Below are 25,249 nucleotides of genomic sequence, written 5' to 3'. Positions count from 1 at the left end.
CTCCTCATGGATTGGGCAGCGGCGCGCACGCCGCCTCCAGACGGACGATGGACCGGCTACCCGTCTCGTCCGCCAGCGTGTACGGCAATACGCATTGACTATCCGCGTCATCGCCCCATTTCACTCGCAAGCTGGCCTTGCGCGCGCCGACCCGCGCATAAGCCTGCCCCCCCTGGCCCACCATGCCGATATTGGCGCCGTCTTCCGCGTACACCATTGCGCCCATCGGCAAGGCCGAGCCATCGGCCAGCCATCCCTTGATCAACACTGCCTGGCCGCTGCGGGTGGCGAACTTCAGCCGCACCGCCGCTCCGGCGTACGGCGCGGTGCGCTGTTGGTCTCCCAGTAGCTCCACGCCTGCCGCCAGGCCCTTGCTGTCCAGCGCCACCTCGTTGTAGCGGTAAGGCGTCAGCGCCGGAATCAGCGCATAACCGGCGCGGTCCACCGTCGCGCCCAAGCCATTGCGCACCACCGCGCCGCTGGCGCCGGGCGCTTCCACCAGGCCGAAGGTTTCACTCAGGTACGGCCCCAAAGTCACGCCGCCGCGATGCAGCGCCAGCGCGCCGCGCGCGCTGACGCCGACCTGCGAAAAATCACGCCCCCGTGAATAGCTGCCGCCCAGCGTCACCGGCGCAAAGCGCTTCTGCGCATTAGCGCTCAAGCTGCCAGAACCGTCGGGGACAGCGCGCGCCACATTGACGCCATAACTGAGTGTCTGCGCCTCATCGGCGCTGCCGCTCAGCGACAATTGCTGATTGCCCTCGCCGCCGCTGCGGCTGCTGGACGCCGCCAGCATGGGCGCACGCCGCGCGGTGCCCAACGGCATGGACAGATTGAACGACACGGTATTGCCGACCCGCCCGCTGTCCAGCATCGGCAGGGCGCGGCCCATTTGGCCGACGCGCTGGCGCGAGACCGACACCCCGTAGCCGACAGAACCGATCTGATGCTGATAGCTCAGCTGCAACTGGCCGTCCCGCTGCTTGCCGCTGTAGTAATCGCTGATCGACGCGGACAGCGCCAGGCTACCGTAGCCGCCCAGCCGCTGATTGACGCTGGCGGTGAACTGATTGCGCTGCTGGAAACTGCTGGAATGCCAGCTCTCGCCGCGCCGGAACGCCTGGCGCGCGCCCACCGCGTCGACCAGATCGCGGTAGCCGCGGGTGGAGTAACGGTAACCGGCCAAGGTGATGGCCGTGGAGGTTGGCTGGAGGGTATGGCTATACGACAAGGCCGCGCGCCAGCCCATAAGTGGCCCGCCGTCGCTGTCGCGCGAGCGGGAATACGTGGCGTCCGCGCCCAGCGCACCAAAGCGCGATCCCCACACCACGCCGCCCAGCGCCGCGGCGTAGCCCGACGCCAGCCTCGCGCCCATATTGGCGGTCAGCGCATTGCTGAAGCCGCGCTGATAAGCGAGATCGGCGAACAGCGGCTTGTCGTCCAACGTGTTGCGCAATTGGCCCAAGGTCAGGTTGTAGCGCGCCTGGCCCGGCCGTATCGATGTCGGCACCGCCGCGAACGGCACGGTGAATCGTTTCACCTGCCCGTCCGCCTCGGTGATCTCCACCTCCAAGTCGCCTTGATAGCTGGTGGGGAACAGATCGTCGATCACGAAGGGACCGGGCGCGACCACGGTCTGATAAACCTCCTGCTGGCCCTGGCGCACCACCACCCGCGCATTGCTGTCAGCCACGCCGCGCACCACCGGTGCATAGCCGCGCAAACCATCCGGTAGCATCCGCTCGTCGCTGCGCAATTGCAGGCCGCGAAAACCGACGCCGCTCAGCAGCCCGCCGCCGCTGGAACCGTCGCCCAGCGTCAGCTCGCTGCGCCAGCCGGGCAGCGCGCGCTGCGCATAGCTGCGAATATTATTCCAGCGCCCGCCACCGGTGCCGCCGCTGTAATTGGACTGCTGGCGCAAACGCCACAACCCCAGATTCACCCCGGCATCGGCGGCCAGATAATGGTAGTTGCTGCTGACATCGCCGCTGCTGACACGGTAGCCATTGACGTCGTAATTGACGAAGGCGATGGCCGCGCCGGCGTCCAGATCCTCCTCCGCCACCTGGCCGCGTGGCGTTCGCCGCATCGCCGCCTGCGGCAAGGACAGATCCAGCCGCAGCCGCGACAGATCGAACACACTGCCGGCGCCGGGAATACGCAAGGCCAATGGTCGGCACGCTGCGCCGTCCTCCTCATCCGGCACCAGGCTCTCCGGTCGCATCCCGGCCCTGAGCAGCCAATCCCGATCCAGGCAGGCATGGACCGGATGCTCGCCGCTACGGCGGAAGCTCACGGTCTTGCGGGAATAAAATGCGCCATTGACGAAAACGTCCACCAAGTATTCGCCTGGATCCACCTGATCCGGCTGATTGAAACGCTCAAGCCCATTCGCCAGTGGGCTGCCCAGCAGCAAGCGGCTGTCGAAACGATAAACGGGCAAGGCCGGCATGTCCGCTGCCTGTCCGTCGGCCCAAGCCGGGCCGGCGGACAGGCAGGCGGCCAATGCCGGGCGCAGAACGAGCGGCCATTTGAAGCCAGCGCCGGCGGCATCACTCCGCCAGCACGGCGGCAGACTCCACCTCATTCACCCCACCGTAGTCATTGATATGCCTAAAGCGCACCGACAGCGGCGCCCGGGGCTGCGTCAGCTCCGGCAGCGGCCAGCTGGCGCGGGAGAACGGCGTCAACATCTCGGCTTTGAAGGCATGCGCCTTGCCGTTGCTGATCAGTTGACCGCCGCTCAGCGTCAGGAAATAACCGCTGCGGTTATCGGCGCTCAAACGCCAGCCCCGGCCCTGGCGCTGCACGGAGAAGCCCAATTGGCAGGGCGCCTGTTCCACGCGGCCGGCTATCGTCGGCGGGCGGTAGAACAGCTTGAGCCGGTTGCGCAGCATCACCAGCATCTGGTTCTGCCCGGAGAAAGCCTGATTGATAGACGGGATCTGCAGCAGATTGAAGTAGTAGACCGACTCTCGGTCCTGCGGCAGCGGACTGCCGTCGAACACCAAGCGCACGGTCTGACCGGCCCTGGCTTCAATGCGGAACACCGCCGGCATCACGGCGAAGGGCGCGACGGCCTGCTCCGGCGTGGAGTTCTCATCGCCGGAGTCCACCCAGACTTGCACCACGCTGGGGCTGGCGTCCTGGTTGTTCAGCTGAACACTGCTCTCATGAGCCTGCCCGGGGTAGATGATGCGGGTATTGTTCAGCACCACGCTGCCCCAGGCCAACTGACCGGCGAACAACAACAGCCATGCCGCCCAACAGGCGACCGCAGTGGCGCGTTTACTGGTAGGAAACCGCATACTGCACGCTGCCCAATACCGTTCCGGCGCTGGCGGCGTCTTCGGCATAGTAGCGCACGGCAAAATCATACGCGGCCGTGGTCTGGCCTTTCTTCAACACCAGGCCCGGCGCCTTGTAGCCACCAGTCAGATTGAACGGGCTTCCCGGCGACGCCGGGTCCAGCAATTGCAAGGCCACCTTGCCGGCGGTGCCGGCATTGCCGATATTGCCCGTGGCCGTCAAGCGGTTAGCGACGAAGACGGCGCTGATCGGGGTATCGGCGGTGGCATCCGCGGTACATCCGCTCAAGCGGATGGTGAAATCGGTCTGCCCGGCCACGGCGCCATTCTTGTCCAAGCTGCTCGCCGGCACCGTGGGCAGTAATACCACCGGGCTGGCGGTATTCCCGTTGATGTCCACCGAGCAGGTTTGAGTGGACACCTCCCCCTGGAAATTGATGGTATTGCCGGCCTGCGCTAGAACCGGAGCGCATAAGCCCGCCACAATAAGGATTCTTTTCATAAAACCCCTCACTAATTATTTTGGGACAATGCCAGCACCGGCCCGCAGCGTATTTCCATGAACCGAGGTCATGGCATGCCGATTTTATTTTTCGCCGCCCGGCCAAAAAATAGGATAATTCCTAAAAATGGCATGGCATTAAGATACAAAACGCATACCCTAACGCAGGCCTTGGTTACAACTATCTTCTATGTCATTTAGGATTTAATTTTAAAATTAATATTTCCCAAATAAAATCTTTCATTGCTAATAAATATAAATTCATCTCTCGCTATCGTTTTCTGATTCCAAACCTGTCCCGTGCCTCCACAAGCGCCCGCCGCCTTGACCCGCGCGCCGCCAGCGGCGACCATCGCCGCAAGCCTATATCCGTGTCGATAGCTTAATAGACGGCAGGCGGATGGCGGGGAGGCGCTTTTGCGCCTACCGGGTGCCTGTGACCGGTCTGCTAACTCTGCCCTCCGCCTGCCTTGCCCCTGTCGTCATCAACGGCAGGCATCGTCGCAAACCCATGCCCGCGCCGACGGCTCATCCACGGCGGCCGGATGGCGGGGAGGCGCATACGCGCCTACCGGTGTGTCTGTGCGGCCGGTCTGCTACCCCTGTCATCCGTCCGCCATTCCCTATTGCAAGCGCCACGGCCACACCTCCTTCACGCCGCGACGCCGTTTGCCTTGACCCTGCTGCTGCCATCGGCAACAATCGCCGCGTGCCGCCTGATTCTGCGGCACTTGGGTGTAGCAGCTCATTAGCCATAGCCTCGCCATAGTCCCGCCCTACCAAGGCAGGCGCTGGCGGGGAGGCGCACACGTGCGCCTGCCGGAGCTATGGCCGGTCTGCTACCCTCGTCATCCGCCTGCCATATCCGCGTAGCAGCGGAGGCAGGCTCTTCCATAGGAGCCTTCCGATGACGCATCAACCCAGCCGGCGCTACCGCGCCTTAGTATCTCCCTCTCTTCCACTCAAGCTCGTACTCAAGCAATTACGCCGCATGCCCGGCCTCACTTCCGGACGCCTGCACCTGCTGGAACGCCAGTTGCACATCCGCGAGCGCCATCTGCGCGCGGCGCTGAACGATCTGCACAAAGCCCATGACAGCCTGCGCGCGGTGCGGGCGCTGCTGCGCCAGGCCGGTGCCCAACCCTGCCCCTGCGATGTGCTGCACATCACCCTGGAACCGGCGCAGCATTGGCTGCAAAGCGGCCTGAGCGCGCTGGCGACGCGGCATTGAAGGAGACAACGATGAAAACGGCTATCCCTATCCCCGGCCGCCATGCGCTGCGGCAATTGGAGCAGGCCTTGCACGCGCTAACGGTGGATCAGAGCGCCGAAGCGCCGCTGGCGCAGGCGCAACAGGCGCGCCGGCAATTGGAGCAGGCGCTGATCGACCACTTGGCGGTGTTGCGCGAGGCCGAGCTGGCCTTGAGTTGCGTGCTGACGCTATTGCTGCGGCATGACGAAGACGGCTTCGCCGGCAAACAGCTGCGCGTGTTGCTGGAACCGTTTCAGCAGCAGATGGAAGTGGCCTTGCACGGGCTGGAGGGCTTGCGCTGAGGCCTGAATGAATACCGCCCCGGGGCCTGGACGGCCTCGGGGCGGCGAAGACGGAGGCGGCCGCTCAAGCCGCCACCGTCAAGGGCTTACTTGCCTTTGCACTGGGTGTGCATTTCGGCGGAGCCAAGCACGCGCCAAGTACCCCATTGGCCATCAGAACCCGGTTCCTTACCCTGAGTCCACCAGCCATTCATCCATTCCTTACCGTTGTGGCTGACCTTGGTGCATTCCTTGTCATAGATCTTCTTGGCATCCCAAGCCCCTTCCACCGGCGGCGTGCCACCGTTGTCATTGGCCTTGACCGTCAGCACATGGGTGGCATTCTTGCTACCCAGCGCATTGCTGGCGGTGGCCTTGAAGGTGTACACGGTGTTCTTGCTCACCTTGGGCGCCGCGAAGTTGAGGGTGGCGGTATTCAATGCCAGGCCATCGATCTTGGGCGACACCGTCCACAGATAGCTCAGATTGGTGCCGGCGGCAGCGCTGGCACGCAAGCTCACGGCTTCGCCCGCCTTGGCTTCGGTCTTGCCGCTGATGCTCACCACGCCCGGCGCGATGTCGTCCACCGGCGGCTTGATTTCCCCCATCGAGGTTTCAATTTCGAAGTTGTAAGCCTTGTTGATGCCATAGACCGAGTTTTCGTCTGCGCTCTCCAACGGTTGGACCTCATTGCCTACCAACTTGCCCACTTTAACGAACTTGGAGTCCTTGTTGACTTGCTTGGCCAGGGCGAACACCCATTGTTCCGGTCGCTGCTGACCAGCTGCCACCGTGATCTCATGGCGTTCAATATCACTGCCGCGAGCACGGTCGAACACTCGCATGGTCACTTTCATGCCCTGATTCAGCACCACATCGCGCTTATTGATCGCACCGCTGTGCTGCCACTGGCTGTTCGCCGATGCGATATCCACATCGGAGCAGGAGTAGAAGGCTTCATTGTTGTCATTCGGATCACGCTGCCATACGGTGTAAACCACGCGCTTGCCAGTCGCCCAAGCCGGGAGTTGTACCGCGATGTCGGTGTAACCGACTTTACGAGCTGCCAGGTCCCCAGTCAGCTCCGGTTTATCCCTGCGTTCATCCAGACCAATCCGTTCCAGGTCATTCCAGGTCAGCGGATTGGCGGGATTGTAGCTGTCCTTGCTAATGTAAACTTTGAAATACTTGGTGAAGTGCGGAGCGCTCTGAGCATAACGGAAGGTCATCTTTCTATCCGCGCCGGGTGTGAGCACCGTTGCCGCAGGCCAAGTGTGTTTCGGGTTGTCCAGCTCAGCCCAGCTTCCCTTCTTGCCACCACCACACAGATTGCCATTGGGCACCAACTGCTCATGTTTGCCGTCGGAGCCTCCCTGGGCATTCGCGGTCCAGTCATCCACGGCGGACGCCGCGGCCACGCAGCCCGAGAACTTGCTCGTGCCGCTCCAATGCCCGCCCTCCAGCTTGCACGCTACTTCACGGCTGATAGGGAAAGACATGGAACCGTGCGCGGAGGCGGTGGACGGGGCAAGCGCCATCAGGGAAGCGGCGATCTGGCTCAGGGCCAATACCGGCAGCACGATTTTGCCGGTTTTGCGAGATGCGGTCATAGTTCTAAAAACCTCGGTCTAAGGGTTAAGTTGCCGCTCATTCCCAAGCCGCAGCGGCTGGTGAACGACTTGCCCGCATTGTTCCAAACCCTGGCCAGACACCCAATCATTCTCAAAGAAAGCTGAAAATCATTCATTACACATAAAAATCAGACATTCACGCAAAAAGCCCGGCAAGCGCATGCTTGCCGGGCTTGGTTCCAAAAACGCGTTATGCGATCACGCGGACTAGGCAAAACAAGAGGAAGACGACAGCAAGACGCAATGCGCAGCCGCTACATCAGCGTTTCAAGCGCGAACACACCGCCCTGCTTGCATCGCGCAGTCATCGTAGGCAGGCGCTAGGCCGGAATGCCGCCGTGCGCGTCAGCAGCAGTCAGCGGAGCGCGGACGAATATGCCGGCCTTACTTGCCCTTGCACTCGCTATGCATATTGCTCGACCCCACAATACGCCACGCCCCCCATGCGCCGTCCGAGCCAGGCTCCAGACCTCGAATCCACCAGCCGTTCATCCATTGCTTGCCCTTGTGGCTCACCTTGGTGCACTTCTTGTCATAGGTTTTCTGGGCATCCCAGTTGCCCTCTGCGGGCGGCGGCGTGCCGCCCGCCTTGACCTTCAGCTTATGGGTGGCGTTATTGCTGCCCAAGGCATTGCTGACCGTGACTTTGAAGGTGTAATCGGTATCCTGCTTCAAGGCGGGAGCCTTGAAGTTGAGGGTGGCGGTGTTCAAGTTCAGCCCAGAGAGGCTGGGCGACACTGTCCACAAGTATTTCAGATTACTGCCGACGGCGGCCTGGGCCGACAGGCTGACATTGGCGCCGCTGTCTGCGCTGGCCGGACCGCTGACCGTGACCTTGCCCGGCGCGATTTCATCCGGCGGCTTGGTGCCGCCATCCTTGTGCTCCAGCACAAAGCTGTATTCCTTGCCCAAACCGAATACCGTGTTGGCGGTGGCATCTTGCACCGGCACTACTTTACCGTTCTGCAACTGGCCGATTTTGACCAAGCGGGATATGGCGTTGGCTTCGACAGCCAATGCATAAGCCCATGCTTGCGGCGAAGTCTGATCAGCCGCTACCGTGATGGTGTGCTTTTCAAGATCCGTGCCGCGGGCCTTGTCGAAAATACGCAGCGTAATGGTGGAGTTGACTTTGGCATCGTGCGGGCTGGCCAGCAGCGGCCCCAGCGGCTTGAAGTCGACGTTGTCGGCGACGATGTTGACGTCCGAACAGCTGTAGAAGGCCTCGGGACTGTCGCTGCGCTGCCAGACATTGTAAATCACGCGCTTGCCCTGCATGCCGGCGGGGATGGTGACGCTCAGCTTGGTCTTGGTTTCCGGCGGCAGCGCGCCGGAATCGCCGATAGGCTGCAAGTCATCCCAGCGCAGCGGACGGCTGAAGTCGTAGGAGTCCTTGCTGATATAGGATTTGAAATAGGCGGTCGCATGCTTGGCGGTCTGATGATAGGTCATGGTGTACTTGCCATCCGGACCAGGCTTGATGGTGGTGGCGGGCCAGGCGATAGCACGGCCGTTCTGATCCTTGACCGCATCCAGCCCGGCAAACGTTTTGCCGTCGCCGCCGGCGCACAGCTTGCCATTGGGCACCACTTGCTGGTGATTGCCTCCGGCATTGCCTTGCCGTACGCCATTCCAGTCATAGATGGCTTGCGGTCCGCCGTTCAGCTGTTTGACGGCCTGGCAGCCCGCGGTTCTAGGGTTTTCCGGGCTATCCGAGCTCCGGCAGTAATAGATGCGGCTGATAGGCTCTTCCATCGAGCCATGGGCGCCGGCGCCGGCCGGAGCCAGCAGCATCAGGGAGGCGGCGATCTGGCTCAGGGCCAGCGCGGGCAGGGCGAGCCTGCCGGCCTTGCGGGGTGCGGACATAGCATTCCTTGATAAACAGGGGGTGAGGAATATCAGGCCCAGGCGGCGTTTTCACTCCGCCTAGGCTGTCCGCATTGTTCCAAACCGGTTCCGTCTGCCCAATCAATCTCAAAAGAAGCTAAACAGCGCCCGGGAAAGCGCCTTCCTCATCCTCTTCGTCCTGCTGAAGGCAAGCTGGGTGCCTCAGCCTTGGCGCTTGCAATTGGAATTCACTGCCCATCCCGCTCCGGGATTTAACCTCGACACGGCCGCCATGCGCTTGCAGCACGGCCTTGACGAAGGGCAGCCCCAGGCCGACGCCGTCGCGACGCTGTTCGTCCACTTGATAGAACAGCTCGAACAGCCGCGGCAGCGCATGTTCGGGAATGCCTATGCCTTGGTCTATCACGCAGATGCCGGCCAACTCGCCCCAGCACGCCAGCCGCACCGTGACCTCGCTGCCCGGCGGCGAGTATTTGATGGCGTTGTCCAGCACATTGACCACCGCGCGCAGCAGCATGTCGTAATGGCCGTTCACCCACAGCGGCTCCGCCGCGTCCGGGCCATGCACGGCGATGCGCTGTTGCCCGGCGCCGGCGCGGATCTGGTCGACGGCCTCTTCAGCCAGGTCCCGCAGCGACACCGGCAGGAAATGTGCCGGATTCAGATGCTCGGCGCGCGACAGCTGCATGAAATCCTGGGCCACGCGCAGGCTGTAATGGACTTGCCGGCGCAGTTCATCGAGGAATTGATCTTGCCGCGGGCCGTCGCCACCGCCGCGCTGCTCTATCAGCAGCAGGATGGCGGTGAGCGGATTGCGCAGGTCGTGCACCATTTGCCGCAGCGCATGGCGGTCGCTGGACGCTGTCTCCTTGACGCTGGGCAGATCGACCAGGCTGATCAGATTGCTGGCGCGGCCGGCGCACAGCTCCGGGCAGGGGGTGACCAGCAGCATGTGCTCGCCCGGTCCGGCGCACACTTGCTCGATGCTGATGCCACCGCTGCGCTGCGCCTTGGCGCGCGCGCCCGCGGTCAGCGCCAGCATCCAGTCCTCGGCCCGCCGCTGTTCACCGTGCTCGCCGAGCAACTTGCGCCCGGCCTGATTGCTGAGCACGATCTTGCCGTCCTGCTCGAAGAAAATGGGGTAAGGCAACAGATTGAGCACGCTGGCGTAGGAGTCTTGCCAGGCGCGCATTTGCCGCATCAGGCGCTCGATTTCGTCGGCGCCGGTCTCCACGCCGCCGCGCAGCGGCAAGGCCATGCCGGCTTCGCGCAGGCTCAACTGCATGGATGCGCTTTCCTGCCGCAGCAGCGCATGGGTCTTGGCCTGCCAGCGCCATGCGCAACCGGCGTAAATCAGCAAGCCGCCAATCAAGGGCGAGCTGACCGGCACCCAGGTATGGGCGTACAACAGCAGCAGGATGGACGCCAGCAAGCAGGTGCCCAGCCACAACCAGGCGCGGCCGTGCATGCGCGCCGGCGGCGACAGCAGGCAAACCAGCAGCAGCCCAAGCATGATGGCCAGATTGATCAGCAGCTTGTACGGGGCGGCCACCATGGACACCGGGCCGTACTCCATCAGGGTCTGGATTTGCAGCGCGATGATCTGGCTGCGAGTATAGCCTTCGGCCGCCATTGGTTTGTGACTGGCGCGCAGGCTCTTGAACGGGTCCATCGCCAGGTGGCCGACGACGACGATCTTGTTTTCGAACGCGGACGGCGGCACGGCGCCGTTCAGCACCGCCAGCATCGAGTACTGCTGCAGGCGGTGCTGGGCCGGCAGCACCAGCAGCCAGCCGTCTTCCTGCGGCGAGCAGCGCTGCCATAGTGCCGCCAGGCACCAGACTTGGCGCGCCGGCAGCTCATAGTCGGCCACCCGCAACGCTTCCAGCACGATGTTCGGCAACAGTGCCTTGCCGCGTGGAGCATAGGGCAGGATGCCGGTGGCCACATTGCCATCGCCGATCAGCAGTTCGCGCTGGCCGACACCGGCGGCGGCGGCGGCGATCCGCGCGGGCGCGTCGCCACCGACATAGGCAGGCGCCGCCACCACCACGCGCCCATGGCGCTTGATCGCGTCCAGCAGTTGTTGCAGATCCCTGTTCGCGGTCAGATTAAGGCCGAGTACCACGCTATCGGCCTGCCGCAGTTGCTCCAGCAATGCCGCGTAGCTGGCATTGGCGCGCACGCCCTTCTGCCCCAGCGCGTCCAACGTCGCCTGGTCGATATTGACCAGCACCACATCGTGCTGGTTGTCTTCGGCTTGCTGGCTGGCCAGCAATTCGAAATACAGCCGGTCCAACGAGCGGAACAAGGCGTCTTGATTGGGCACGGCGAACACCGCCACCAGCAGCGCGAAACCGATGAAGAACAGCGCGTCTTGCGTGCGCCAGCGGCGGAAAAGCAGGCACGACAGCCTCATTGCCGCGTCATGCTCCGAGAGGAAGCTCCGGTCGACGCCGGTCCGCACGGCCGAACCCGCATTAGACCCGCTCCAGGCGGTAGCCGTAGTTATATACGGTGGAGATCACGATGCCGTTGCGCGGCCGCAAGCCCAGCGCCGAGCGCAGATTGCTGACATAGGTGGCCAGGCTGGCGTCGTATTTGCGGTCCGCCAGCCCCCAGATGCGCAGGCTGAGAAAGTCCTTGGTCAGGATGCGGCCCAGATTGCGGAACAGCAGCGTGGCCAGCGCGAACTCACGCGCCGGCAGCATCACTTTTTCACCGTTGAAGCTGACGCTGCGCGCCTCCGGACTGAAGCGGTAGCCGCCGGCCTCGAACTCCGCGTCCGGCTCGCCCAGCCGCTGCTGCTTGCGGAACTGGGCGGCCAGGCGCGCCAGCAGTTCGCGCTCGCGAATCGGCTTTTGCAGATAGTCGTCGGCGCCACGCTCCAAGGCCTGCACAATGTCCTCTTCGTCGTCGCGCTGGGTCACCATCAGGATGGGCAGGCCCGACGGCAACTTGGCGCGCGCCCATTTGAGCACGTCTATGCCGCTGCGGCCGGGAACCTCCCAGTCCAGCAGCATCGCATTGCAGTTCTGTTCCTGGAAACGGGCGACGAAATGGTCGCCATTGCCGCAGGCGATGGCTTGATGGCCATGCTGTTCCAGCAGCTCGACGACGCGGGCCACTTGCAGCGGACAGTCTTCTAAAATTGCAACAATCATCGTATTCGGGTGCCCTTGAGGGCGGCCTTACGCGGCCGGGATCCTGGCCAGGCCGGTCCCCTTATGCCGCCTGCCCTTTGACGGTTAAGCGCCGCCGGACAACCGCCGTGAGTCGAAAACGAGGACGATTTTTCCGTAACGATGCCCGGGGGGATATAGGATGAGTCCTATTTATTCCATGAAAATGTTCAGTTTTAGTAGCGATTTGGTTTAAATCAACAAATTACAAATATCATTGACATAAATGATGAATGCCGTCCCGTCAGCGCGTGCTTCTCGCCAGAAAAACCCACTCCTGATAACTGGCCTTGTCGGCGAAATCGCCCAATTCGGCGGCAAAGCCGCGCCGCTTCAGCGGACTGCCCTCCACCAAGCTGAACACGCCGACGATGCCGCCATCGGCGCCCTTGACCAGGCCCCATTCCGGCTTGCCGCTCATCGGGTCGGCATACAGCCGGCGCAGATGGCGGCGGGTGAAGGACACTCTATCGTCCTTGAGCAGGACCTCCAGGGTCTTGGGATAGGCCGGCGCCGTGCCGCTGCGGTGATAGGATTCGATCGCGCGCTGCAATTGCAGGCCGATATGCAGCAGCTGCGCCTCTTTCTCGCGCTGCAGCTGGCGGGCCCAGATGCCGGCCGCCGCGCTGAGGGCGACGCCGATGGCCAATACCAGCATCAGCACACCCAGATAAGCCAGCCCGCGCTGCTTACCAGCTGCCATAGTCACTGCCGTCCAGGCCGGCGCCCTTGGCGCCGCTGCTGACTTCGCCGATGCCGCCGTCTTCCGCCGACCGGGTTTGCCAGCCGTCGCGCTGGCCCAAGATAGGGTCCAGCGGCAATTCGCGCAGGTAGCGGTTGCTCACCAGGTCCTGCAAGGCGGAAGGATTGGCGCCGTGGTCGGCGCGGTAATCGTCCATGGCCTGGCGCAGCACCGCCAGATTGTGGCGCAGCACGGTTTCGCGCGCACGGTCGTTGTTCTTGAAATAACTGGGGCTGACCAAGGCCATCAGCGCGCCGATGATGCTCATCACCACCAATAGTTCGATCAGGGTGAAGCCGCGCGCCGGCCTACCATTGTTGATAGGGAATGCCATTGATGCCCTTTCCGCCGCTCTTGGAACGGATGTCATAGACGTCGCGACCGGCGGAAAACGCCTCCACCGAGCTGTCGTAACTGCGCGTGTCCCAACTCTCGGCCGGGTTTTGCCCCTCGCAGCGCTCGCACATCGGGTCCGCCGGTAGCCGGCGCAGGAAGTAAAGCTTGCCGCCATTGGGATCGCTGCTATCCACCACCCCCTCGACCAGGCTGGCGAGGCTGGGCGGATAGCCGCTCTGCTCCGGCGACACCGTGATTTTCTTGTCCGTCACCGCCTGCCGATAGGCGTCGATGGCGTCGCGGATCTGCCGCAGGCTGTGCCGCAGTTCGCTCTCCTGCGCGCGCCGCCTGGCCAGATCGGCCAGCGGCAGGCTGGCGCTGAGCAGCAGCGCTAGCAGGGTCAGCGCGGCCATCAGTTCGATCAGGGTGAAGCCGGATTGAGACTTCATATCCACCTCAGGGCGCGGCCAGCGGGCTGTCCAGCGCCGGCGCGGCGGATTTGGCTGCTGGCTTGGAGGGGGGCTTGGGCGCGGCGGTGGTCAGCGGCTCCACGCCGAGACGGCTCTCGGTGCCTGAGACGAAGTAGCTGTCGGCGGCGGCCGGCAGTTCCAGCGCCCGCTCGATGCGCGGGGTCAGCAGCAGGATGATTTCGGTGTTTTCGTCGCTGCGCTTCTGGCCGCCGAACAGGCTGCCCAGCCAACCCAGCGTGCTGAGGCCGGGCAGGCCGTTGCTGCTGCGGTCTTGCTGCTGCTTGATCAGGCCAGCCAGCACCTGGGTTTCGCCATCGCGGGCGGTCATCACGGTTTCGGCGTTGCGGGTGCTCATCGGATAGACAATGCCGCCGCCGGCGGTCTTGACCTCGCCCTTGAGATTGCTGACCTCCATGCTGACCTTGACGCTGACTTCATCGCTGAGGCTGATCCGCGGCTCCACTTGCAGGATCAGGCCGACATCCTGGTAGTTGACCGATTCCGTCACCACGCCGTTGGCATTGGTGGTGGTGACCACCGGTACTTTTTCGCCTATCTTGATACTGGCTTTTTCCATATTGCGCACCCGTATCTTGGGATTGGCCAGCACCTTGGTCTTGCCCTTCTTTTGCAGCAGATTGACCGCCACCCCCAGGTCGCCGCGGCTGCTGACGCCGATGCGATCGCTGTTCAGATGCAGCAGATCGCCCACCGTCACCTTGTCCGCGCCGTCCTTGCCCAACACCGAAAATCGCAGATCCGGCGGATAGTCGATGCCGACGTCGAGCACATCATTGGTGTTCACTTCCAGCACTTGCACATCCATGGTCACTTCGGACTGGGCGATGTCCAAGCTGGCCACCAGGCGCTCGATCACCGCGATGACCTCCGGCGTGTCGCGCACGATCACCGCATTGGCGCGTTCGTCCAGATGCACGTTCTTGGGCGCGCTGATCTGGCGCATCGCCGCCAGCACATGGCTGGCATTGGCCTGGGCCAGGTAGAAGGTGCGGGTGACCAGTTCCTGGTATTCCCTGGTTTTTTCCGCGCGCGCCGGGTAGATCAGCATGCTGTTCTGGCTCAGCACTTTCTTGTCCAGCTGATGGGTGCGCAGCAGCAGGTTGATGGCGTCTTCCGCGGTGGTGTCGCTGGCGATGATGCTGGCCGGGGTGGCGATGGCCACTTCCGGGTCGAACACGAAGTCGATGCCGGCCAGCCGCGAGATCGCGTCGAAGATGCTGGCGATGGGCTGGACCTTGAAATTCAGCGTCACCGGCTGGCGCAGCGCGTCGGCCAGGCGCGGGCGCAGCGTGGTGCGCGCGGCGTCCTGGTGTTGCAATTCCTCGCGCAGCGCTTCCGCCTGCCGATAGCCCGGCTGTTCCTGCAGAATGCGCTTGACCCGCTCCTCGGCCTCGCGCGGTCGTTGCTGCCCCATGGCGGCGGCTTCGTCCAGCTCCGGCTTCAGCCGCAAACGGCGTTGCAGCTGACGCTGCAACTGCCGCGCGCGCATATGATCCGGCACCAGCGCCAGCAAGCGGCTCACTTCCTCCAGCGCGGCCGCGTCGTCGCCGGCCTCCATCTTGGCCTTGGCCGCTTGCAGCGTTTCCTCCGCCAATACCGTGCTCTTGCCGACCACGCTCTTGCGCCGTTCCACATCGCCGGGCTGTTGGCGCAGCGCGGTCTCCGCGGCGCGCAATTGTTCTTCCGCGCTGGCGGGCGGCTTGGAGCCGAACATCTTTTTGACTGGCCCGGGCAACGCGCATCCTCCCAGCATCAAGCTGAGTGACACCGCCAGCAGCGTGGGTTTGCAGTGCTTCATTTCATCATCGCCAGATAAATCGCGGCGTCGGGCCGCGGACCGTTGCCGGGTTCCGCCGCGCCGTCGCCGCCGTTTCAGTTAACCAATCGGGATAGTGTTATCGCGTGTTCCCGCCCTTCGGCGTCGAGCAGCACCACGCGGTCCCGCTCCAAGGCCTTGAACAGGTAATGCTCCAGCTTCGCGCCCGGCCGCAGCGCCTTGGGCAGCTTGCAGGCCGCGCACAGCAGATAGCTGTCGCTCTGCCCTTGCAGCACCAGCACCCGCTGTCCCTGCTGACGCCATTCGCCCAGCGCGGTGAACGGCTCCGGGGCCGCCTCCGGCATCGGCACCGGCAAAGGAGCGGCCAGCGCGGGGTTCGGCAACGCTTGGCCCTGCGTCGAAGCAGCCTGCAGTTGCAGCGACTCCCAGAGCTGGCCGGGAAACAAGTCCACGATCTCCTCCGCCCGCACGGGCGCCGCGCAAGCCAGCGCAAACGCCAGAAGCGAGCCGTAGCACCGCCGCCTCATTGCCCCGCTCCCAACATGCTGAGCCGCATCCGAATGCTCAGCATCACATTGGTGGTTTGCGCGCGTTCCAGCGTCAGCGTCTCCAGGCGCAGCAAGGGCTGTGCCTTCAGCGCGACCAGCGCCGCCATCAGTTCCGGATAGCGCCCGGCGGCGCTGAGTTCTACGCTGACGCGGCGCAATTTGCCGCCGGCCTCCGGCTCGTCGCGGTAGGCGGCGTCGAACACGATCAGCCCGGCCTGGCTCAGTTGCGCCAGCAAGGCCTGCTTGCGCGGGTTCATGTCCTCGCTCAACTGCGCCCGCAGTTGCTGCGCGCGGGCGGTCGGCTCCGCCGCCGGCAAGGCGCGCGGCGGCGCGCTGAGCCGCTGGCGCCGCTGCTGCAAGTCCTGCTGCTGCGGCCACTGCGCCAGCGCGCCATAGCCCAACAACAGACCACAGGCCGCCAGCGCCAACTGTCCGCCACGGCCCAAGTGGCACGCCAGCACTTGCCGCTGCCAGCGCAAGCGGCTGCGCCAATGCCGCCACTGCCCGGATTCCGGCTGAACGCGGACCTGCCGCGCGCGCCGCCAGGCCGTGATCAAGGCCGCGGTGACGGTTCGCCAGCGCGCGCTCATCGCAATGTCACCTGTATCGTGGCCAGCGCCGCTCGCCGCGGATCGTCCGCCTTGATGCCCTGCCGCAGCAAGGTGGCCTGGCCGGGACCGCGGTTCAAGGCGCTGAGGAACTGAAAGATCGCGCCGGGGTCGGCGGCGCTCAATTCCAGCCGCGCCTGCCGGCCCGCGCCTTCGAGATGCAGCGTCAGCATGCCCAGCCGCGGCGTCCAGGCCTGCTCTATCGCCCGCAGCAGCGCCGGACGCAGCCGGCGTCCATCGTCGCCCTGGGCCAGCAGCAGCGCTTCCAGCTTGCATTCTTCCGGCGTGCGGGCCTGCAAGCGGCGCTGCTCGCGCTCGCGCAGTTGGCGCTGCCGTTCCCGACCCTGCTCCAATACCGCGATCTCCGCTTCCTGCCGTTGCAACTGCCACTGCCGCCAGCCGATGACGGCCAGCAGCGCCAGCAAGACGACGGCGGCGAGGCCGGCCAGCGGCGCGCGCGGTTCCGGCCGGCTGAAGTCCAGCCCGCGGCAATTCAGACCGCGCATGGCAAACGCTCCAGCAAGGGATGGGGGAAGCCGAGCCAGCGCGCCTGCGCGGCCATCGGCTGTTGCGCCGGCCCCAGTGTCGCGGCCCAGCAATAGGCGCCGCCGGGCTCGCGGCCACATAGCGCTTCCGCCGCCGCCACGCCGTCGATCGCGCTCTGCCCCGGCGCCAGCGCCAGGGTCAGCAATTGCTCCCAGTCGCGCTCGCCGCGCCACAGGCAGGTGACGGCGCCGGCCTCGGCCACCACCAGCGCGCGCCGGTCCTGCGCCAGCGCGCGCTGATAGCGTTGCAGGCTGGACGACAGCAAGTCGCGGCAGCCGGCCAGCCGCCAGCCCGCCGCGCGCGCCGCGCCGGCAATCTCACCAAGCAAGGCGGCGTCGGCGGCGCAAGCCAGCCGCGCGGCGCCGTGACGCGGTGGCGTCAGCCGCAGCGCCAGTTCGCCGCCGATGCCGCGCTCACGCATCAGGCCCAGCGCATAGGCGCGCCACTGCGCTTGCCGCCCGGCCAGACCGTCCTGCCACGGCAATAGTTGGCTATGCGCCCATGGATAGCCGAGCAGCACATGCACGCGGTTGCGCCAGGCCGGGCGCGCGCGCGCGGCGCCGCCCAGCAGCATGGCCAGCGCCTCCGCCGGCTTGCCGTGGTGGTGGCAGCGCCAGCGCTTGCCTTCGCTTGCGACATCCGGCAGCAGGATCGCCTCTTCGGCCTCGATCAGCACGGTTCTTTCATTCCATGGCCACGGCACGGCTGACCTCCTGGTAAGTGGTGAGTCCACGCGCCACCGCCTCATCGGCGGCGGCGCGCATCGATTGATAATCTGCGCACTGCGCCAGCGCCTGTTGACGCTTTTGCGGCGAGCGCTCCAGCAGCGCGCCCTTCATGCTGCTGTCCAGCCGCAGCACTTCCGCCAGCGCGATGCGGCCGTGAAAGCCGCTGCCGCGGCAGACCTCGCAAGCGGCTCCGCCACAGGCCGCGCACAGACGACGCACCAGGCGCTGCGACACCACGCCGTTGAGCGCCTCCAGAAAGGAGGCCGGTTCCACGCCCATGTAGAGGAAGCGGTCGATCACGCTGAAGGCGTCGTTGGCGTGCACCGAGGACAGCACGCGGTGGCCGGTCAGCGCCGACTGCACCGCGATGGCGGCGGTTTCCGCGTCGCGGATCTCCCCCACCAGAATGGTGTCCGGGTCGTGACGCAGGATGGAGCGCAGGCCGCGGGCAAAGCTCAGGCCCTTCTTTTCATTCACCGGAATCTGCAGAATGCCGGCCATTTCGTACTCCACCGGGTCTTCGATGGTGATGATCTTTTCCTCGCCGGTATTGATCTCCGCCAGCGTGCCGTACAAGGTGGTGGACTTGCCGCTGCCGGTGGGACCGGTGATCAGGGTCAGGCCATAGGGCAGTTGCGCCAGCGCGCGAATGCGGCGCGCGGTTTCGCCGGGAAAGCCCAGGGTGTCCAGGTTCAGGCTGTCGCCGCGCTGGGATTTATCCAGCAGCCGCAACACCGCGTTTTCGCCATGAGCGCCCGGCATGATGGAGACGCGGAAATCCACTTCGCGCCCTTGCAGCGCCACTTTGAAGCGGCCATCCTGCGGCACGCGCTTTTCCGCGATGTCCAGGCTGGACAGCACTTTCAGCCGCGACATCGCCTGGCTGGCCACCAATTGCCCCGGCACCTGCCGGATGGACTGCATCACGCCGTCGATGCGGTAGCGGATATGCAGGCCAGCGACGCTGGACTCCAGGTGGATGTCGCTGGCGCGGCTTTGCAGGCCGTCGTACAAGGTCATGTTGACCAGGCGGATCACCGGGCTTTCATCCTTGGCCAGGCTGCTAAGCGAGATCGATTCCACCGCCTTGGCCAGGCTGTCCTCGGCCAGGTCCACCGTGGCGCCCTCCATCACCCGCTCGCTGGCCTCCGCCTGTTTCAGCCAGGCGTCGACGACGCCGGGCAGGCAGATGGCGAAGCGGTGGCCGGCGCCGAGCAAGCGGTTTTGCAGCCTCAACCGCGCGTCCAGATGCAAGGGCTCGGCCATGGCCAGATAGAGCCGCCCCTGCCATTCCAGCGGCGCCACGCGGCAGGACAGGGCCTCCGCCAACGGCAGCAGGTCGAAACGCGGCGCCGCCTCGCGCAGCTGGCCACCGCTCAGCGCGCTCAGCCCCAGCAGCCTGGCCGCCAGCGGCAGGCTGTCCGGTTCGCGCTCCAGTTGCCGGTCCAGCAGTTCGGCCAGCGAGAGGTCTTGCTCGCCGCTCTCGCGCCGCCATTGCCAGGCGGTGGGTACGGCGACATCCAGTAATTGTTCCATCGGTATTCCTCAGCCCATGCCGCCGGCCAGTTCGAAAATCGGCATGTACAACAGGGTGACGATCAGGCCGACCAGGCCGCCGACCGCCAACATCAAAATCGGTTCGAACACTTTGCTGAACACTTCTATCGCCTGGTCCAGCGTGCCATCGTGAAAGTGGGCGATGCGCTCGCACATCCCGCCCAGGTCTCCGCTCTGCTCGCCCACGCGCAGCAGCCGCTCGGCCACCGCCGTGGTCAGGCCATGGCGCGCCAGCGTCGCCGCCACCGGCTTGCCGGCGCGCAGCTCTTCCAGCGCGCGGCTCAGCCGCTGCCCATGCGCCGCCGGCAGCAGCCGCCCGGACAGCTCGAAGGCCTGCAGCGCCGGCGTGCCGCCGTCGATCAGCAAGCCGGCGCTGCGGTAGAAGCGCGCCAGCACGAACAATTGGGCGACATCGCGCAGCTTGGGCAGCGTCCACAACCGCGCCAGCAGCGCGCGACGGACCCGGCTCGCGCGCAGCGTCGCCGCCACCGCGAGCAGGCCTCCGGCCAGGCCCGCGCCCAACAAGCCGCCGTGGCTCTGCACCAGCCGCGCCCACCACAGCATGGCGGCCGCGGTGGCCGGCAGTTCGCGCAGCGATTCGAACACCACGGCGAAGCGGGGGATCACGAAGAACAGCATGAACAGCAGGATGCCGCCGCCCACGCTCAGCACCACCGCCGGATAGACCAGCGCGCCGGTCACCCGCTTGCGCAGCGTGGCGACGCGTTGTTCGTAGTACTGGTAGCGCTTCAACGCCGCCGGCAATTGGCCGCTGCCTTCCGACGAGGCCACGGTGGCCACCAGCAGCTCCGGGAACACCGCCGGCTGCGCCTGCATCGCCCGCGACAACGGCTGCCCCTGGTATAGGGTCTGCAGCAATTGTTCCAACACCCCTTGCAGCGGCCTATTGCCCTGCCCGGCCTTGTCGCGCAGCGCTTCCAGCGCCTCGATCAGCACCAGGCCGGCCTCCAGCAGCGCCGACAGCTCCTGCAACAGCAGGCCGAGCGCCGCGCCGTTCAGGCGCAGCCCGTCGCGCCGGGCGCCGGCAACGCGCGTCACTTCCAGCAGCATGCCCTCGTCCGCGCCCACTTGGGCCCGCGCGGCTGCTTCGCTGTCCGCCTGCACCAGGCGCAGTTGCACCGCCCCCTGCCGCAACGTGCTGATCCGGTATTCAGCCATCTCGGCGACGTTCCGCGCGCAGTTGCAAGTATTCGCGCCACACCTTGTCCACATAGCGCTGGCGCGCCGTCTCGCGCGCCGCCGCGCCGCCGGCGTTGTAAGCGCCCACCGCGCGCCAGGTATAGCCATAGCGCTGGATGAAGCCGGACAGTATCGACGCGCCCACCTGTATGCTCAGGCAGGGATCGTCCAGCAGCCGTTGGCGCGTGATGCCGCGCTGGCTCAAGGCCGGCAGATGCTGGCTGTTGATTTGCATCAGGCCGATATCGTGGCTGCCGTTCTTGTTGTAATTGATCGCGCGCGGGTTCAACGAGGACTCCACCTTGGCGATCGAATACAACAGCAGCGGATCCACCTGATGGCGCGCGCCGGCGGCGCGCCAGCAGTTGACCTCGGCCTGCGCGCCGCCCGACAGCGCGGCAAGCGCCGTCAACAGCAGCGCCTTACAGCGCGTGCACCAGTTCACCATTGCCTCCCGCTCGCCCTTCCTCGCCCAGGGACAGGATTTCCGCCTCGGCCGCGCGGCCCGGCACTTGCAATTGATACGGCCGGCCCCAGGCATCCAGCGGCACATCCTGCGCCAGATAAGGGCCATGCCAGCCGGCCACGCCCGGCGGCGCTTTCACCAGCGCGTCCAGACCCTGTTCCGAACTGGGATAGCTGCCGACATCCAGCCGGTATTGCACCAGCGCATCGCCCAGGGTTTTCATCTGCGCCTGGGTGGCCTTGACCTTGGCCTTGTCCACTTGGGAAAACAGCTTGGGACCGACATAGCCGGCCAATAAGGCAATAATCAGCAGCACCACCAATAATTCCAGCAGCGTGAATCCGCCTTGCCTAGCTCGTCGCCATTGAGCGCTGATCATCGTCATAAAATTACTCTTCCAGAAATAAGGCCACGCTTCAGGGCGGGCGCTTGAGAATATCGGTCCGGTCCGCGCCAGGACGCGCCATCCGCTTACCGCTTTCGGCAGGGAAGCACTCCGCTGCCGCGGCAAAGCCAAGCTTGATCAAGGACCTGGGCTTTTCTCTGCCCAGCCATGCTCACACAGCCGTTCAGCCATTCTCAATATTTCTAAAAGGAATCTAAATTCGGGAAACTCAGGACAATAAGATAATTATTTAAAATTAACTGAATAGAAGATTCATATAAAAACTAGCCGGATATAAGCATGGGATTGACTGGATTTAGAATGACTTAAGAAAGCTGGCCTCCTGGCCATGCAAGCGTTTGAATGGCGCTTTTTAAATCCAGCCCCGCCGCGGAGGATATGTCCGACGCGGCCGGGCTTCATTGGAGAAGCGTCATGCACCCTTCCGCCCCGGCGTCCCGCAGCCAAGGCTACCCGCGTCTGCAAATTCTGTTTCACTGGCTGAGCGTGCTGCTGATGGCCAGCCTGGCGCTGGCCGGTGGGCTACGCGACCTTCTGGTCAGTCACACCGCCATCGACATGCGCAGCGTGATGGTCGTGCACATCGGCTGTGGCATGGCCCTGCTCTCGCTCACGCTATTGCGCGCCGCCACGCGGCTGGCCGGTCCGGCGCTGCCGCCGCTGGCCGGCAGCAGCCGCGCGCAGCGCGCTTGCGCCCACGCCGCTCATCTGGCGATCTACGGCTTCATCCTGGGTTCATGCTTATTGGGCTGGATCATCGTCAACGCCAAGGGCCTGAGAATCCCGGTGCCCTTGCTCGGCATCTACTTTCCGCGCCTGGTCGAGGCAGATCCGGCTCTGGTCGTCAGCGCGGTGCGGCTGCACGAATGGCTGGGCTGGATCTTCTATGGCCTGCTCGCCGTCCACGTCTCCGCCGCCATTTGGCACCATGCCGTGCTGAAGGACGACACGCTGCGGCGCATGAGCTGGCGGCGGCCGGCTTCGGTTCCGACTCCTGCCGTGGCCGACTGCCACCGCTGTTCGCAGGATACCGAAGCGCAGAATCAAGAGTTGCCGCCCACGGATCGGCTGGCCTCCTAGAGCTTGTTCAAAGTCTCGCGAGCGTGATCCGGCGCTGGGCGAGAACCGACCGATCAGCCAGGCCGTCCAAGGAGCGGGGAATGGCACAATCGCCATAGCTTTCCCCCGCTCTCACCAGGAGATTCTGCCCATGTCGCGTACTCTACTCACCCTGCTGTGCTGTCTGCCCACGCTGGCGCTGGCCCAAACCGTGGAACTGTCCTTTGTCGACGCCAAGGGCGATGCCGGCCCCGCCGGCAGCGTCCAGATAGAAGACACGCCCTATGGCGCCTTGCTGACGCCCAATCTGGCAAAGCTGCCGCCGGGCGTGCATGGCTTCCACGTGCATGAGAAGGCGTCCTGCGCGCCATCCGTCGGCGCCAATGGGGCCATCACGCCAGCCGGCGCCGCCGGCGGCCACTGGGACCCGGACAAGACCGGCGCGCACGCCGGCCCCTATGGCCAAGGCCATAAGGGCGACCTGCCGGCGCTGTACGTGGGTGCCGACGGCAAGGCGACCTACCCGGTGCTGGCGCCACGGCTGAAGGCCGCCGACTTCGCTGGCCATGCGCTGATGGTGCATGCCGGCGGCGACAATCACAGCGACCATCCGCTGCCGCTGGGCGGCGGCGGCGCGCGCGTGACTTGCGGCGTGGTCAAATAAACCCGCCCGCGACAAACCGGACCGGCGCGATTGACAGCGCCGGTTTTTTTATCGACGATGACAAAATTCAAACGACCGTTTTAACGCGATGAAACCACCCGCCTGGCTGTTCCGATTTCTGCTCAATCTATGGCCGCCCTTCCTGGGTGCCGGCATCCGCGTCAAGCGGCTGGCAGCCGACTTCAGCGACATCGAGGTGCAGTTGAAACTGAGCTTCGGCAATCGCAACTACGTCGGCACCCATTTCGGCGGCAGCCTGTACGCGATGACCGATCCCTTCTTCATGCTGATGCTGATGCATCAGTTGGGGCGGGACTACTATGTGTGGGACAAGAGCGGCAGCATCGACTATCTGAAACCGGGACGCGGCACGGTGCGCGCGCATTTCCGGCTGACGCCGGAAACGCTGGACGAAGTCAGACGCCACACCGCGCACGGCGACAAGTATTTGCCGCAGCTACTGGTGGACGTGGTGGATCAGCAGGGCGAGGTGGTGGCCCGGGTGCACAAGACGCTCTACGTCAAGCGCAAGAAAAGATGAGGCGGCGCGCCGCCCCCGTGGTTCAGCGCGCGGAGAACGGCAGCAGATAGCGTTTGCCGTCCAGGCTCAGCGTCGCCAGCCAGTCACGGCTGCCGCTGACGCACAGCGGCAGCGTCACCGTCGCCTTCCAATCGGCGCCGTCGCGCACGAAGGTGTAGCGATTGAAACCCATGTCCATGTCGGCCATATTGAACTCCACCTGCGGCGTCTCGCGCGCGACGACGCCTTGCAGGCGGATTTCGAACGGCTTGCCGTGCACCGGCGCCGACACGAAACGCCAAGCGCCGCCGCCGGGCAGCGCGCAGGACAGTTGGCCGGCGCCGCAAGCCAAGGGCTGCGGCTTGACCGGCTGCCGCTGGCCATACCAGTAATAAATCAGACCGAACTTGACGCCAGCCAGCAGTAGCAAGGCACCGCCCAGCGCCAGCCATTTCCGTTGCTTGGCCGTCATCGCCAGGCCCCCCGCATCAACGCCACCCCATGCGCGCCGTGACAACGGGCGGCGTCCAAATCCTCCAAACTCATGCCGCCCAAGGCGTACACTGGCGTCGGCGCGCCGGCGGCCAGGCAGGCCCGGAACCCATCCCATCCCAGCGCCGCCGCGCCGGGATGGCTGGCGGTGGCGGCGACATGGCCGAGCAAGGCGTAATCCAGGCCCAGTTCGCCTATACGCGCCACTTGCGCCGCGTCATGCGCCGAAGCGCCAACCCAGGCAAAGTCCGGGCGTTCGTTCAACGAGGCCAGTCGCGCGGCGTTCAGATGCACGCCATCCACCGGCCACTCCGCCGCCCAGACCGGGTCGGCGTTGAGCAGCAGCTTGCCGCCGCGGCCATGGACGATGGCAGCCGCCTTGGCGACGAAATCAGCGAGCTCGGCGCGCGCCATCTGCGGTTCGCGCACCTGCACCATGCCCCAGGCCGGCCCCTGTTCCAGCCGACGCAACTGCGCATCGACGCCGATTTCGTGCGCGCAAGTGATCGCATAAGCCGCCGGCAATTCCAGCGATTTGAGAATGGGTCCGTTGGCCGGCAGCATGGGCTGCACCGTGCAAGCGCCCGGCGTCTGCCAGGCGAAGCTTTGGCCTTCCCGCGATTGAGGCTCGCCGCGCCAGGACCAGACACGGAAGAAATGCAGCCGCACCGAGGCGTGTTCATAATGGTGCACTTTAGTCAGCCAGGGCGTCGCGGCCAGCATTTCAATGCCCATTTCCTCGTGCAGTTCGCGCGCCAGCGCCTGCTCGCCGCTTTCGCCCGGCTCCACCTTGCCGCCGGGGAACTCCCAGTAACCGGCATAGGGCTTGCCTTCCGGCCGGCTGCCCAGCATGAAACTGCCATCCGGCCGCATCAGCGCGCCGGCCACTACCTCGATGATCTTGCTATCGCTCATTGCTTGGTCTTGCCCGGTGAATATCGTTCCGGCTCTCGACGGCCGGCAGCGCATTCTACCGCAAGCGCTCCCCAGCAATAAGGGCGCCGCGGCGCCCTTATTGACTCAAATAACTGTATTAGAGCCTGTTTACGATCTCGCGAGCTAAGGCGAGACAAGGCGAAAACGAGCGAAAAAGCGGAATGTACTC

At 64.9% G+C, this 25,249-nt stretch carries 26 protein-coding genes; 5 read left to right on the top strand and 21 right to left on the bottom strand.

Annotated elements, in window-relative coordinates; genetic code table 11:
* Nucleotides 1-4: 4 nt before the first annotated feature.
* Genes ACE3QM_RS18080 through ACE3QM_RS18070 form a run of 3 tightly spaced genes read right to left on the bottom strand, consistent with a single transcriptional unit; the run spans nucleotide 5 to nucleotide 3,810 of the window.
* The gene (locus tag ACE3QM_RS18080) at nucleotides 5-2,587 is read right to left on the bottom strand and encodes a fimbria/pilus outer membrane usher protein (protein ID WP_374423819.1); all 2,583 of its coding nucleotides are present in this window, start codon (nucleotides 2,585-2,587) and stop codon (nucleotides 5-7) included.
* The gene (locus ACE3QM_RS18075; RefSeq protein WP_374423817.1) at nucleotides 2,553-3,308 is read right to left on the bottom strand and encodes a molecular chaperone; all 756 of its coding nucleotides are present in this window, start codon (nucleotides 3,306-3,308) and stop codon (nucleotides 2,553-2,555) included. Before ACE3QM_RS18075 ends, ACE3QM_RS18080 begins: the two co-directional genes overlap by 35 nt.
* On the bottom strand, nucleotides 3,289-3,810 hold the full coding sequence (locus tag ACE3QM_RS18070; protein WP_374423815.1) for a fimbrial protein: 522 nt from the start codon (nucleotides 3,808-3,810) through the stop codon (nucleotides 3,289-3,291). Before ACE3QM_RS18070 ends, ACE3QM_RS18075 begins: the two co-directional genes overlap by 20 nt.
* A gap of 991 nt (nucleotides 3,811-4,801) precedes the next feature.
* Here ACE3QM_RS18070 and ACE3QM_RS18065 point away from each other — a divergent pair.
* Both ACE3QM_RS18065 and ACE3QM_RS18060 read left to right on the top strand, forming a co-directional pair.
* The gene (locus ACE3QM_RS18065) at nucleotides 4,802-5,041 is read left to right on the top strand and encodes a hypothetical protein (RefSeq protein WP_048411196.1); all 240 of its coding nucleotides are present in this window, start codon (nucleotides 4,802-4,804) and stop codon (nucleotides 5,039-5,041) included.
* Between the two features lie 11 nt (nucleotides 5,042-5,052).
* Nucleotides 5,053-5,364 carry a DUF1484 family protein gene (locus tag ACE3QM_RS18060; protein ID WP_231463330.1) on the top strand — a complete coding sequence of 104 codons (312 nt, stop codon included), beginning with the start codon at nucleotides 5,053-5,055 and terminating at the stop codon, nucleotides 5,362-5,364.
* 86 nt (nucleotides 5,365-5,450) lie between these two features.
* On the opposite strand, the gene ACE3QM_RS18055 is transcribed toward ACE3QM_RS18060, so the two are convergent.
* From ACE3QM_RS18055 to gspG, 16 genes are all read right to left on the bottom strand, one after another.
* Entirely contained in the window at nucleotides 5,451-6,953 is a 1,503-nt protein-coding gene (locus tag ACE3QM_RS18055) for a lytic polysaccharide monooxygenase (RefSeq protein WP_374423813.1), read from the bottom strand.
* Between the two features lie 405 nt (nucleotides 6,954-7,358).
* Nucleotides 7,359-8,840: a lytic polysaccharide monooxygenase gene (locus ACE3QM_RS18050; RefSeq protein WP_374423810.1), complete on the bottom strand. Its 1,482-nt coding sequence runs from the start codon at nucleotides 8,838-8,840 to the stop codon at nucleotides 7,359-7,361.
* Between the two features lie 118 nt (nucleotides 8,841-8,958).
* Nucleotides 8,959-11,241, bottom strand: a complete 2,283-nt coding sequence (locus ACE3QM_RS18045) for an ATP-binding protein (RefSeq protein WP_374423808.1) — start codon at nucleotides 11,239-11,241, stop codon at nucleotides 8,959-8,961.
* Nucleotides 11,242-11,302: 61 nt separating this feature from the next.
* A complete protein-coding gene (locus ACE3QM_RS18040) occupies nucleotides 11,303-11,986 on the bottom strand; it encodes a response regulator transcription factor (RefSeq protein ID WP_231463338.1) in 684 nt (227 codons plus the stop codon).
* 262 nt (nucleotides 11,987-12,248) lie between these two features.
* Nucleotides 12,249-12,707 carry a type II secretion system protein gene (locus tag ACE3QM_RS18035; RefSeq protein WP_374423807.1) on the bottom strand — a complete coding sequence of 153 codons (459 nt, stop codon included), beginning with the start codon at nucleotides 12,705-12,707 and terminating at the stop codon, nucleotides 12,249-12,251.
* Nucleotides 12,694-13,080, bottom strand: a complete 387-nt coding sequence (locus tag ACE3QM_RS18030; protein ID WP_374423804.1) for a type II secretion system protein — start codon at nucleotides 13,078-13,080, stop codon at nucleotides 12,694-12,696. Before ACE3QM_RS18030 ends, ACE3QM_RS18035 begins: the two co-directional genes overlap by 14 nt.
* On the bottom strand, nucleotides 13,055-13,531 hold the full coding sequence (locus tag ACE3QM_RS18025; protein ID WP_048411203.1) for a type II secretion system protein: 477 nt from the start codon (nucleotides 13,529-13,531) through the stop codon (nucleotides 13,055-13,057). The genes ACE3QM_RS18030 and ACE3QM_RS18025 overlap by 26 nt, the downstream gene beginning before the upstream one ends.
* 7 nt (nucleotides 13,532-13,538) lie before the next feature.
* The gene (locus tag ACE3QM_RS18020) at nucleotides 13,539-15,371 is read right to left on the bottom strand and encodes a secretin N-terminal domain-containing protein (protein ID WP_374423802.1); all 1,833 of its coding nucleotides are present in this window, start codon (nucleotides 15,369-15,371) and stop codon (nucleotides 13,539-13,541) included.
* A gap of 74 nt (nucleotides 15,372-15,445) precedes the next feature.
* A complete protein-coding gene (locus tag ACE3QM_RS18015; protein WP_374423800.1) occupies nucleotides 15,446-15,802 on the bottom strand; it encodes a hypothetical protein in 357 nt (118 codons plus the stop codon).
* A gap of 71 nt (nucleotides 15,803-15,873) precedes the next feature.
* Entirely contained in the window at nucleotides 15,874-16,488 is a 615-nt protein-coding gene (locus tag ACE3QM_RS18010) for a GspMb/PilO family protein (protein WP_374423798.1), read from the bottom strand.
* On the bottom strand, nucleotides 16,485-17,012 hold the full coding sequence (locus ACE3QM_RS18005) for a hypothetical protein (RefSeq protein ID WP_374423796.1): 528 nt from the start codon (nucleotides 17,010-17,012) through the stop codon (nucleotides 16,485-16,487). The genes ACE3QM_RS18010 and ACE3QM_RS18005 overlap by 4 nt, the downstream gene beginning before the upstream one ends.
* Nucleotides 17,000-17,755 (bottom strand): hypothetical protein, encoded by a 756-nt coding sequence (locus ACE3QM_RS18000; RefSeq protein ID WP_374423794.1) that lies wholly within the window; start codon nucleotides 17,753-17,755, stop codon nucleotides 17,000-17,002. The genes ACE3QM_RS18005 and ACE3QM_RS18000 overlap by 13 nt, the downstream gene beginning before the upstream one ends.
* Entirely contained in the window at nucleotides 17,736-19,316 is a 1,581-nt protein-coding gene (locus tag ACE3QM_RS17995) for a GspE/PulE family protein (RefSeq protein WP_374423792.1), read from the bottom strand. The genes ACE3QM_RS18000 and ACE3QM_RS17995 overlap by 20 nt, the downstream gene beginning before the upstream one ends.
* Nucleotides 19,317-19,325: 9 nt before the next feature.
* Entirely contained in the window at nucleotides 19,326-20,516 is a 1,191-nt protein-coding gene (locus ACE3QM_RS17990) for a type II secretion system F family protein (protein ID WP_374423790.1), read from the bottom strand.
* Complete coding sequence (locus tag ACE3QM_RS17985; RefSeq protein ID WP_374423788.1) at nucleotides 20,509-20,949, bottom strand: lytic transglycosylase domain-containing protein; 441 nt, start codon at nucleotides 20,947-20,949, stop codon at nucleotides 20,509-20,511. Before ACE3QM_RS17985 ends, ACE3QM_RS17990 begins: the two co-directional genes overlap by 8 nt.
* Before the next feature lie 10 nt (nucleotides 20,950-20,959).
* Entirely contained in the window at nucleotides 20,960-21,388 is a 429-nt protein-coding gene (gene gspG / locus ACE3QM_RS17980; RefSeq protein WP_231463047.1) for a type II secretion system major pseudopilin GspG, read from the bottom strand.
* 435 nt (nucleotides 21,389-21,823) lie between these two features.
* Between gspG and ACE3QM_RS17975 the strand changes: the two genes are divergently transcribed.
* From ACE3QM_RS17975 to ACE3QM_RS17965, 3 genes are all read left to right on the top strand, one after another.
* Entirely contained in the window at nucleotides 21,824-22,489 is a 666-nt protein-coding gene (locus ACE3QM_RS17975; RefSeq protein WP_231463049.1) for a cytochrome b, read from the top strand.
* A 130-nt stretch (nucleotides 22,490-22,619) separates the two neighbouring features.
* Complete coding sequence (gene sodC / locus ACE3QM_RS17970; RefSeq protein WP_374423785.1) at nucleotides 22,620-23,132, top strand: superoxide dismutase [Cu-Zn] SodC; 513 nt, start codon at nucleotides 22,620-22,622, stop codon at nucleotides 23,130-23,132.
* Between the two features lie 88 nt (nucleotides 23,133-23,220).
* Nucleotides 23,221-23,673 (top strand): DUF4442 domain-containing protein, encoded by a 453-nt coding sequence (locus tag ACE3QM_RS17965; RefSeq protein ID WP_048411211.1) that lies wholly within the window; start codon nucleotides 23,221-23,223, stop codon nucleotides 23,671-23,673.
* A 22-nt stretch (nucleotides 23,674-23,695) separates the two neighbouring features.
* Here ACE3QM_RS17965 and ACE3QM_RS17960 read toward each other — a convergent pair whose 3' ends face one another.
* Both ACE3QM_RS17960 and ACE3QM_RS17955 read right to left on the bottom strand, forming a co-directional pair.
* Complete coding sequence (locus tag ACE3QM_RS17960) at nucleotides 23,696-24,124, bottom strand: hypothetical protein (RefSeq protein WP_048411235.1); 429 nt, start codon at nucleotides 24,122-24,124, stop codon at nucleotides 23,696-23,698.
* Nucleotides 24,121-25,059 carry a Nudix family hydrolase gene (locus tag ACE3QM_RS17955; protein ID WP_048411212.1) on the bottom strand — a complete coding sequence of 313 codons (939 nt, stop codon included), beginning with the start codon at nucleotides 25,057-25,059 and terminating at the stop codon, nucleotides 24,121-24,123. The genes ACE3QM_RS17960 and ACE3QM_RS17955 overlap by 4 nt, the downstream gene beginning before the upstream one ends.
* Nucleotides 25,060-25,249: the final 190 nt, after the last annotated feature.

It is taken from the genome of Chromobacterium sp. (assembly GCF_041912965.1).
GTDB classification, from domain to species: Bacteria; Pseudomonadota; Gammaproteobacteria; order Burkholderiales; family Chromobacteriaceae; genus Chromobacterium; species Chromobacterium aquaticum.
This window is presented reverse-complemented; position numbering and strand designations above follow the sequence as displayed.

What these genes read in the sequence shown, in the direction of transcription:
- ACE3QM_RS18080 (WP_374423819.1), bottom strand. Translation starts at nt 2,587, where the DNA reads ATGAGGTGGAGTCTGCCGCCGTGCTGGCGGAGTGATGCCGCCGGCGCT.
- ACE3QM_RS18075 (WP_374423817.1), bottom strand. Translation starts at nt 3,308, where the DNA reads ATGCGGTTTCCTACCAGTAAACGCGCCACTGCGGTCGCCTGTTGGGCG.
- ACE3QM_RS18070 (WP_374423815.1), bottom strand. Translation starts at nt 3,810, where the DNA reads ATGAAAAGAATCCTTATTGTGGCGGGCTTATGCGCTCCGGTTCTAGCG.
- ACE3QM_RS18065 (WP_048411196.1), top strand. Translation starts at nt 4,802, where the DNA reads ATGCCCGGCCTCACTTCCGGACGCCTGCACCTGCTGGAACGCCAGTTG.
- ACE3QM_RS18060 (WP_231463330.1), top strand. Translation starts at nt 5,053, where the DNA reads ATGAAAACGGCTATCCCTATCCCCGGCCGCCATGCGCTGCGGCAATTG.
- ACE3QM_RS18055 (WP_374423813.1), bottom strand. Translation starts at nt 6,953, where the DNA reads ATGACCGCATCTCGCAAAACCGGCAAAATCGTGCTGCCGGTATTGGCC.
- ACE3QM_RS18050 (WP_374423810.1), bottom strand. Translation starts at nt 8,840, where the DNA reads ATGTCCGCACCCCGCAAGGCCGGCAGGCTCGCCCTGCCCGCGCTGGCC.
- ACE3QM_RS18045 (WP_374423808.1), bottom strand. Translation starts at nt 11,241, where the DNA reads ATGAGGCTGTCGTGCCTGCTTTTCCGCCGCTGGCGCACGCAAGACGCG.
- ACE3QM_RS18040 (WP_231463338.1), bottom strand. Translation starts at nt 11,986, where the DNA reads ATGATTGTTGCAATTTTAGAAGACTGTCCGCTGCAAGTGGCCCGCGTC.
- ACE3QM_RS18035 (WP_374423807.1), bottom strand. Translation starts at nt 12,707, where the DNA reads ATGGCAGCTGGTAAGCAGCGCGGGCTGGCTTATCTGGGTGTGCTGATG.
- ACE3QM_RS18030 (WP_374423804.1), bottom strand. Translation starts at nt 13,080, where the DNA reads ATGGCATTCCCTATCAACAATGGTAGGCCGGCGCGCGGCTTCACCCTG.
- ACE3QM_RS18025 (WP_048411203.1), bottom strand. Translation starts at nt 13,531, where the DNA reads ATGAAGTCTCAATCCGGCTTCACCCTGATCGAACTGATGGCCGCGCTG.
- ACE3QM_RS18020 (WP_374423802.1), bottom strand. Translation starts at nt 15,371, where the DNA reads ATGAAGCACTGCAAACCCACGCTGCTGGCGGTGTCACTCAGCTTGATG.
- ACE3QM_RS18010 (WP_374423798.1), bottom strand. Translation starts at nt 16,488, where the DNA reads ATGAGCGCGCGCTGGCGAACCGTCACCGCGGCCTTGATCACGGCCTGG.
- ACE3QM_RS18005 (WP_374423796.1), bottom strand. Translation starts at nt 17,012, where the DNA reads ATGCGCGGTCTGAATTGCCGCGGGCTGGACTTCAGCCGGCCGGAACCG.
- ACE3QM_RS17995 (WP_374423792.1), bottom strand. Translation starts at nt 19,316, where the DNA reads ATGGAACAATTACTGGATGTCGCCGTACCCACCGCCTGGCAATGGCGG.
- ACE3QM_RS17990 (WP_374423790.1), bottom strand. Translation starts at nt 20,516, where the DNA reads ATGGCTGAATACCGGATCAGCACGTTGCGGCAGGGGGCGGTGCAACTG.
- gspG (WP_231463047.1), bottom strand. Translation starts at nt 21,388, where the DNA reads ATGACGATGATCAGCGCTCAATGGCGACGAGCTAGGCAAGGCGGATTC.
- ACE3QM_RS17975 (WP_231463049.1), top strand. Translation starts at nt 21,824, where the DNA reads ATGCACCCTTCCGCCCCGGCGTCCCGCAGCCAAGGCTACCCGCGTCTG.
- sodC (WP_374423785.1), top strand. Translation starts at nt 22,620, where the DNA reads ATGTCGCGTACTCTACTCACCCTGCTGTGCTGTCTGCCCACGCTGGCG.
- ACE3QM_RS17965 (WP_048411211.1), top strand. Translation starts at nt 23,221, where the DNA reads ATGAAACCACCCGCCTGGCTGTTCCGATTTCTGCTCAATCTATGGCCG.
- ACE3QM_RS17960 (WP_048411235.1), bottom strand. Translation starts at nt 24,124, where the DNA reads ATGACGGCCAAGCAACGGAAATGGCTGGCGCTGGGCGGTGCCTTGCTA.
- ACE3QM_RS17955 (WP_048411212.1), bottom strand. Translation starts at nt 25,059, where the DNA reads ATGAGCGATAGCAAGATCATCGAGGTAGTGGCCGGCGCGCTGATGCGG.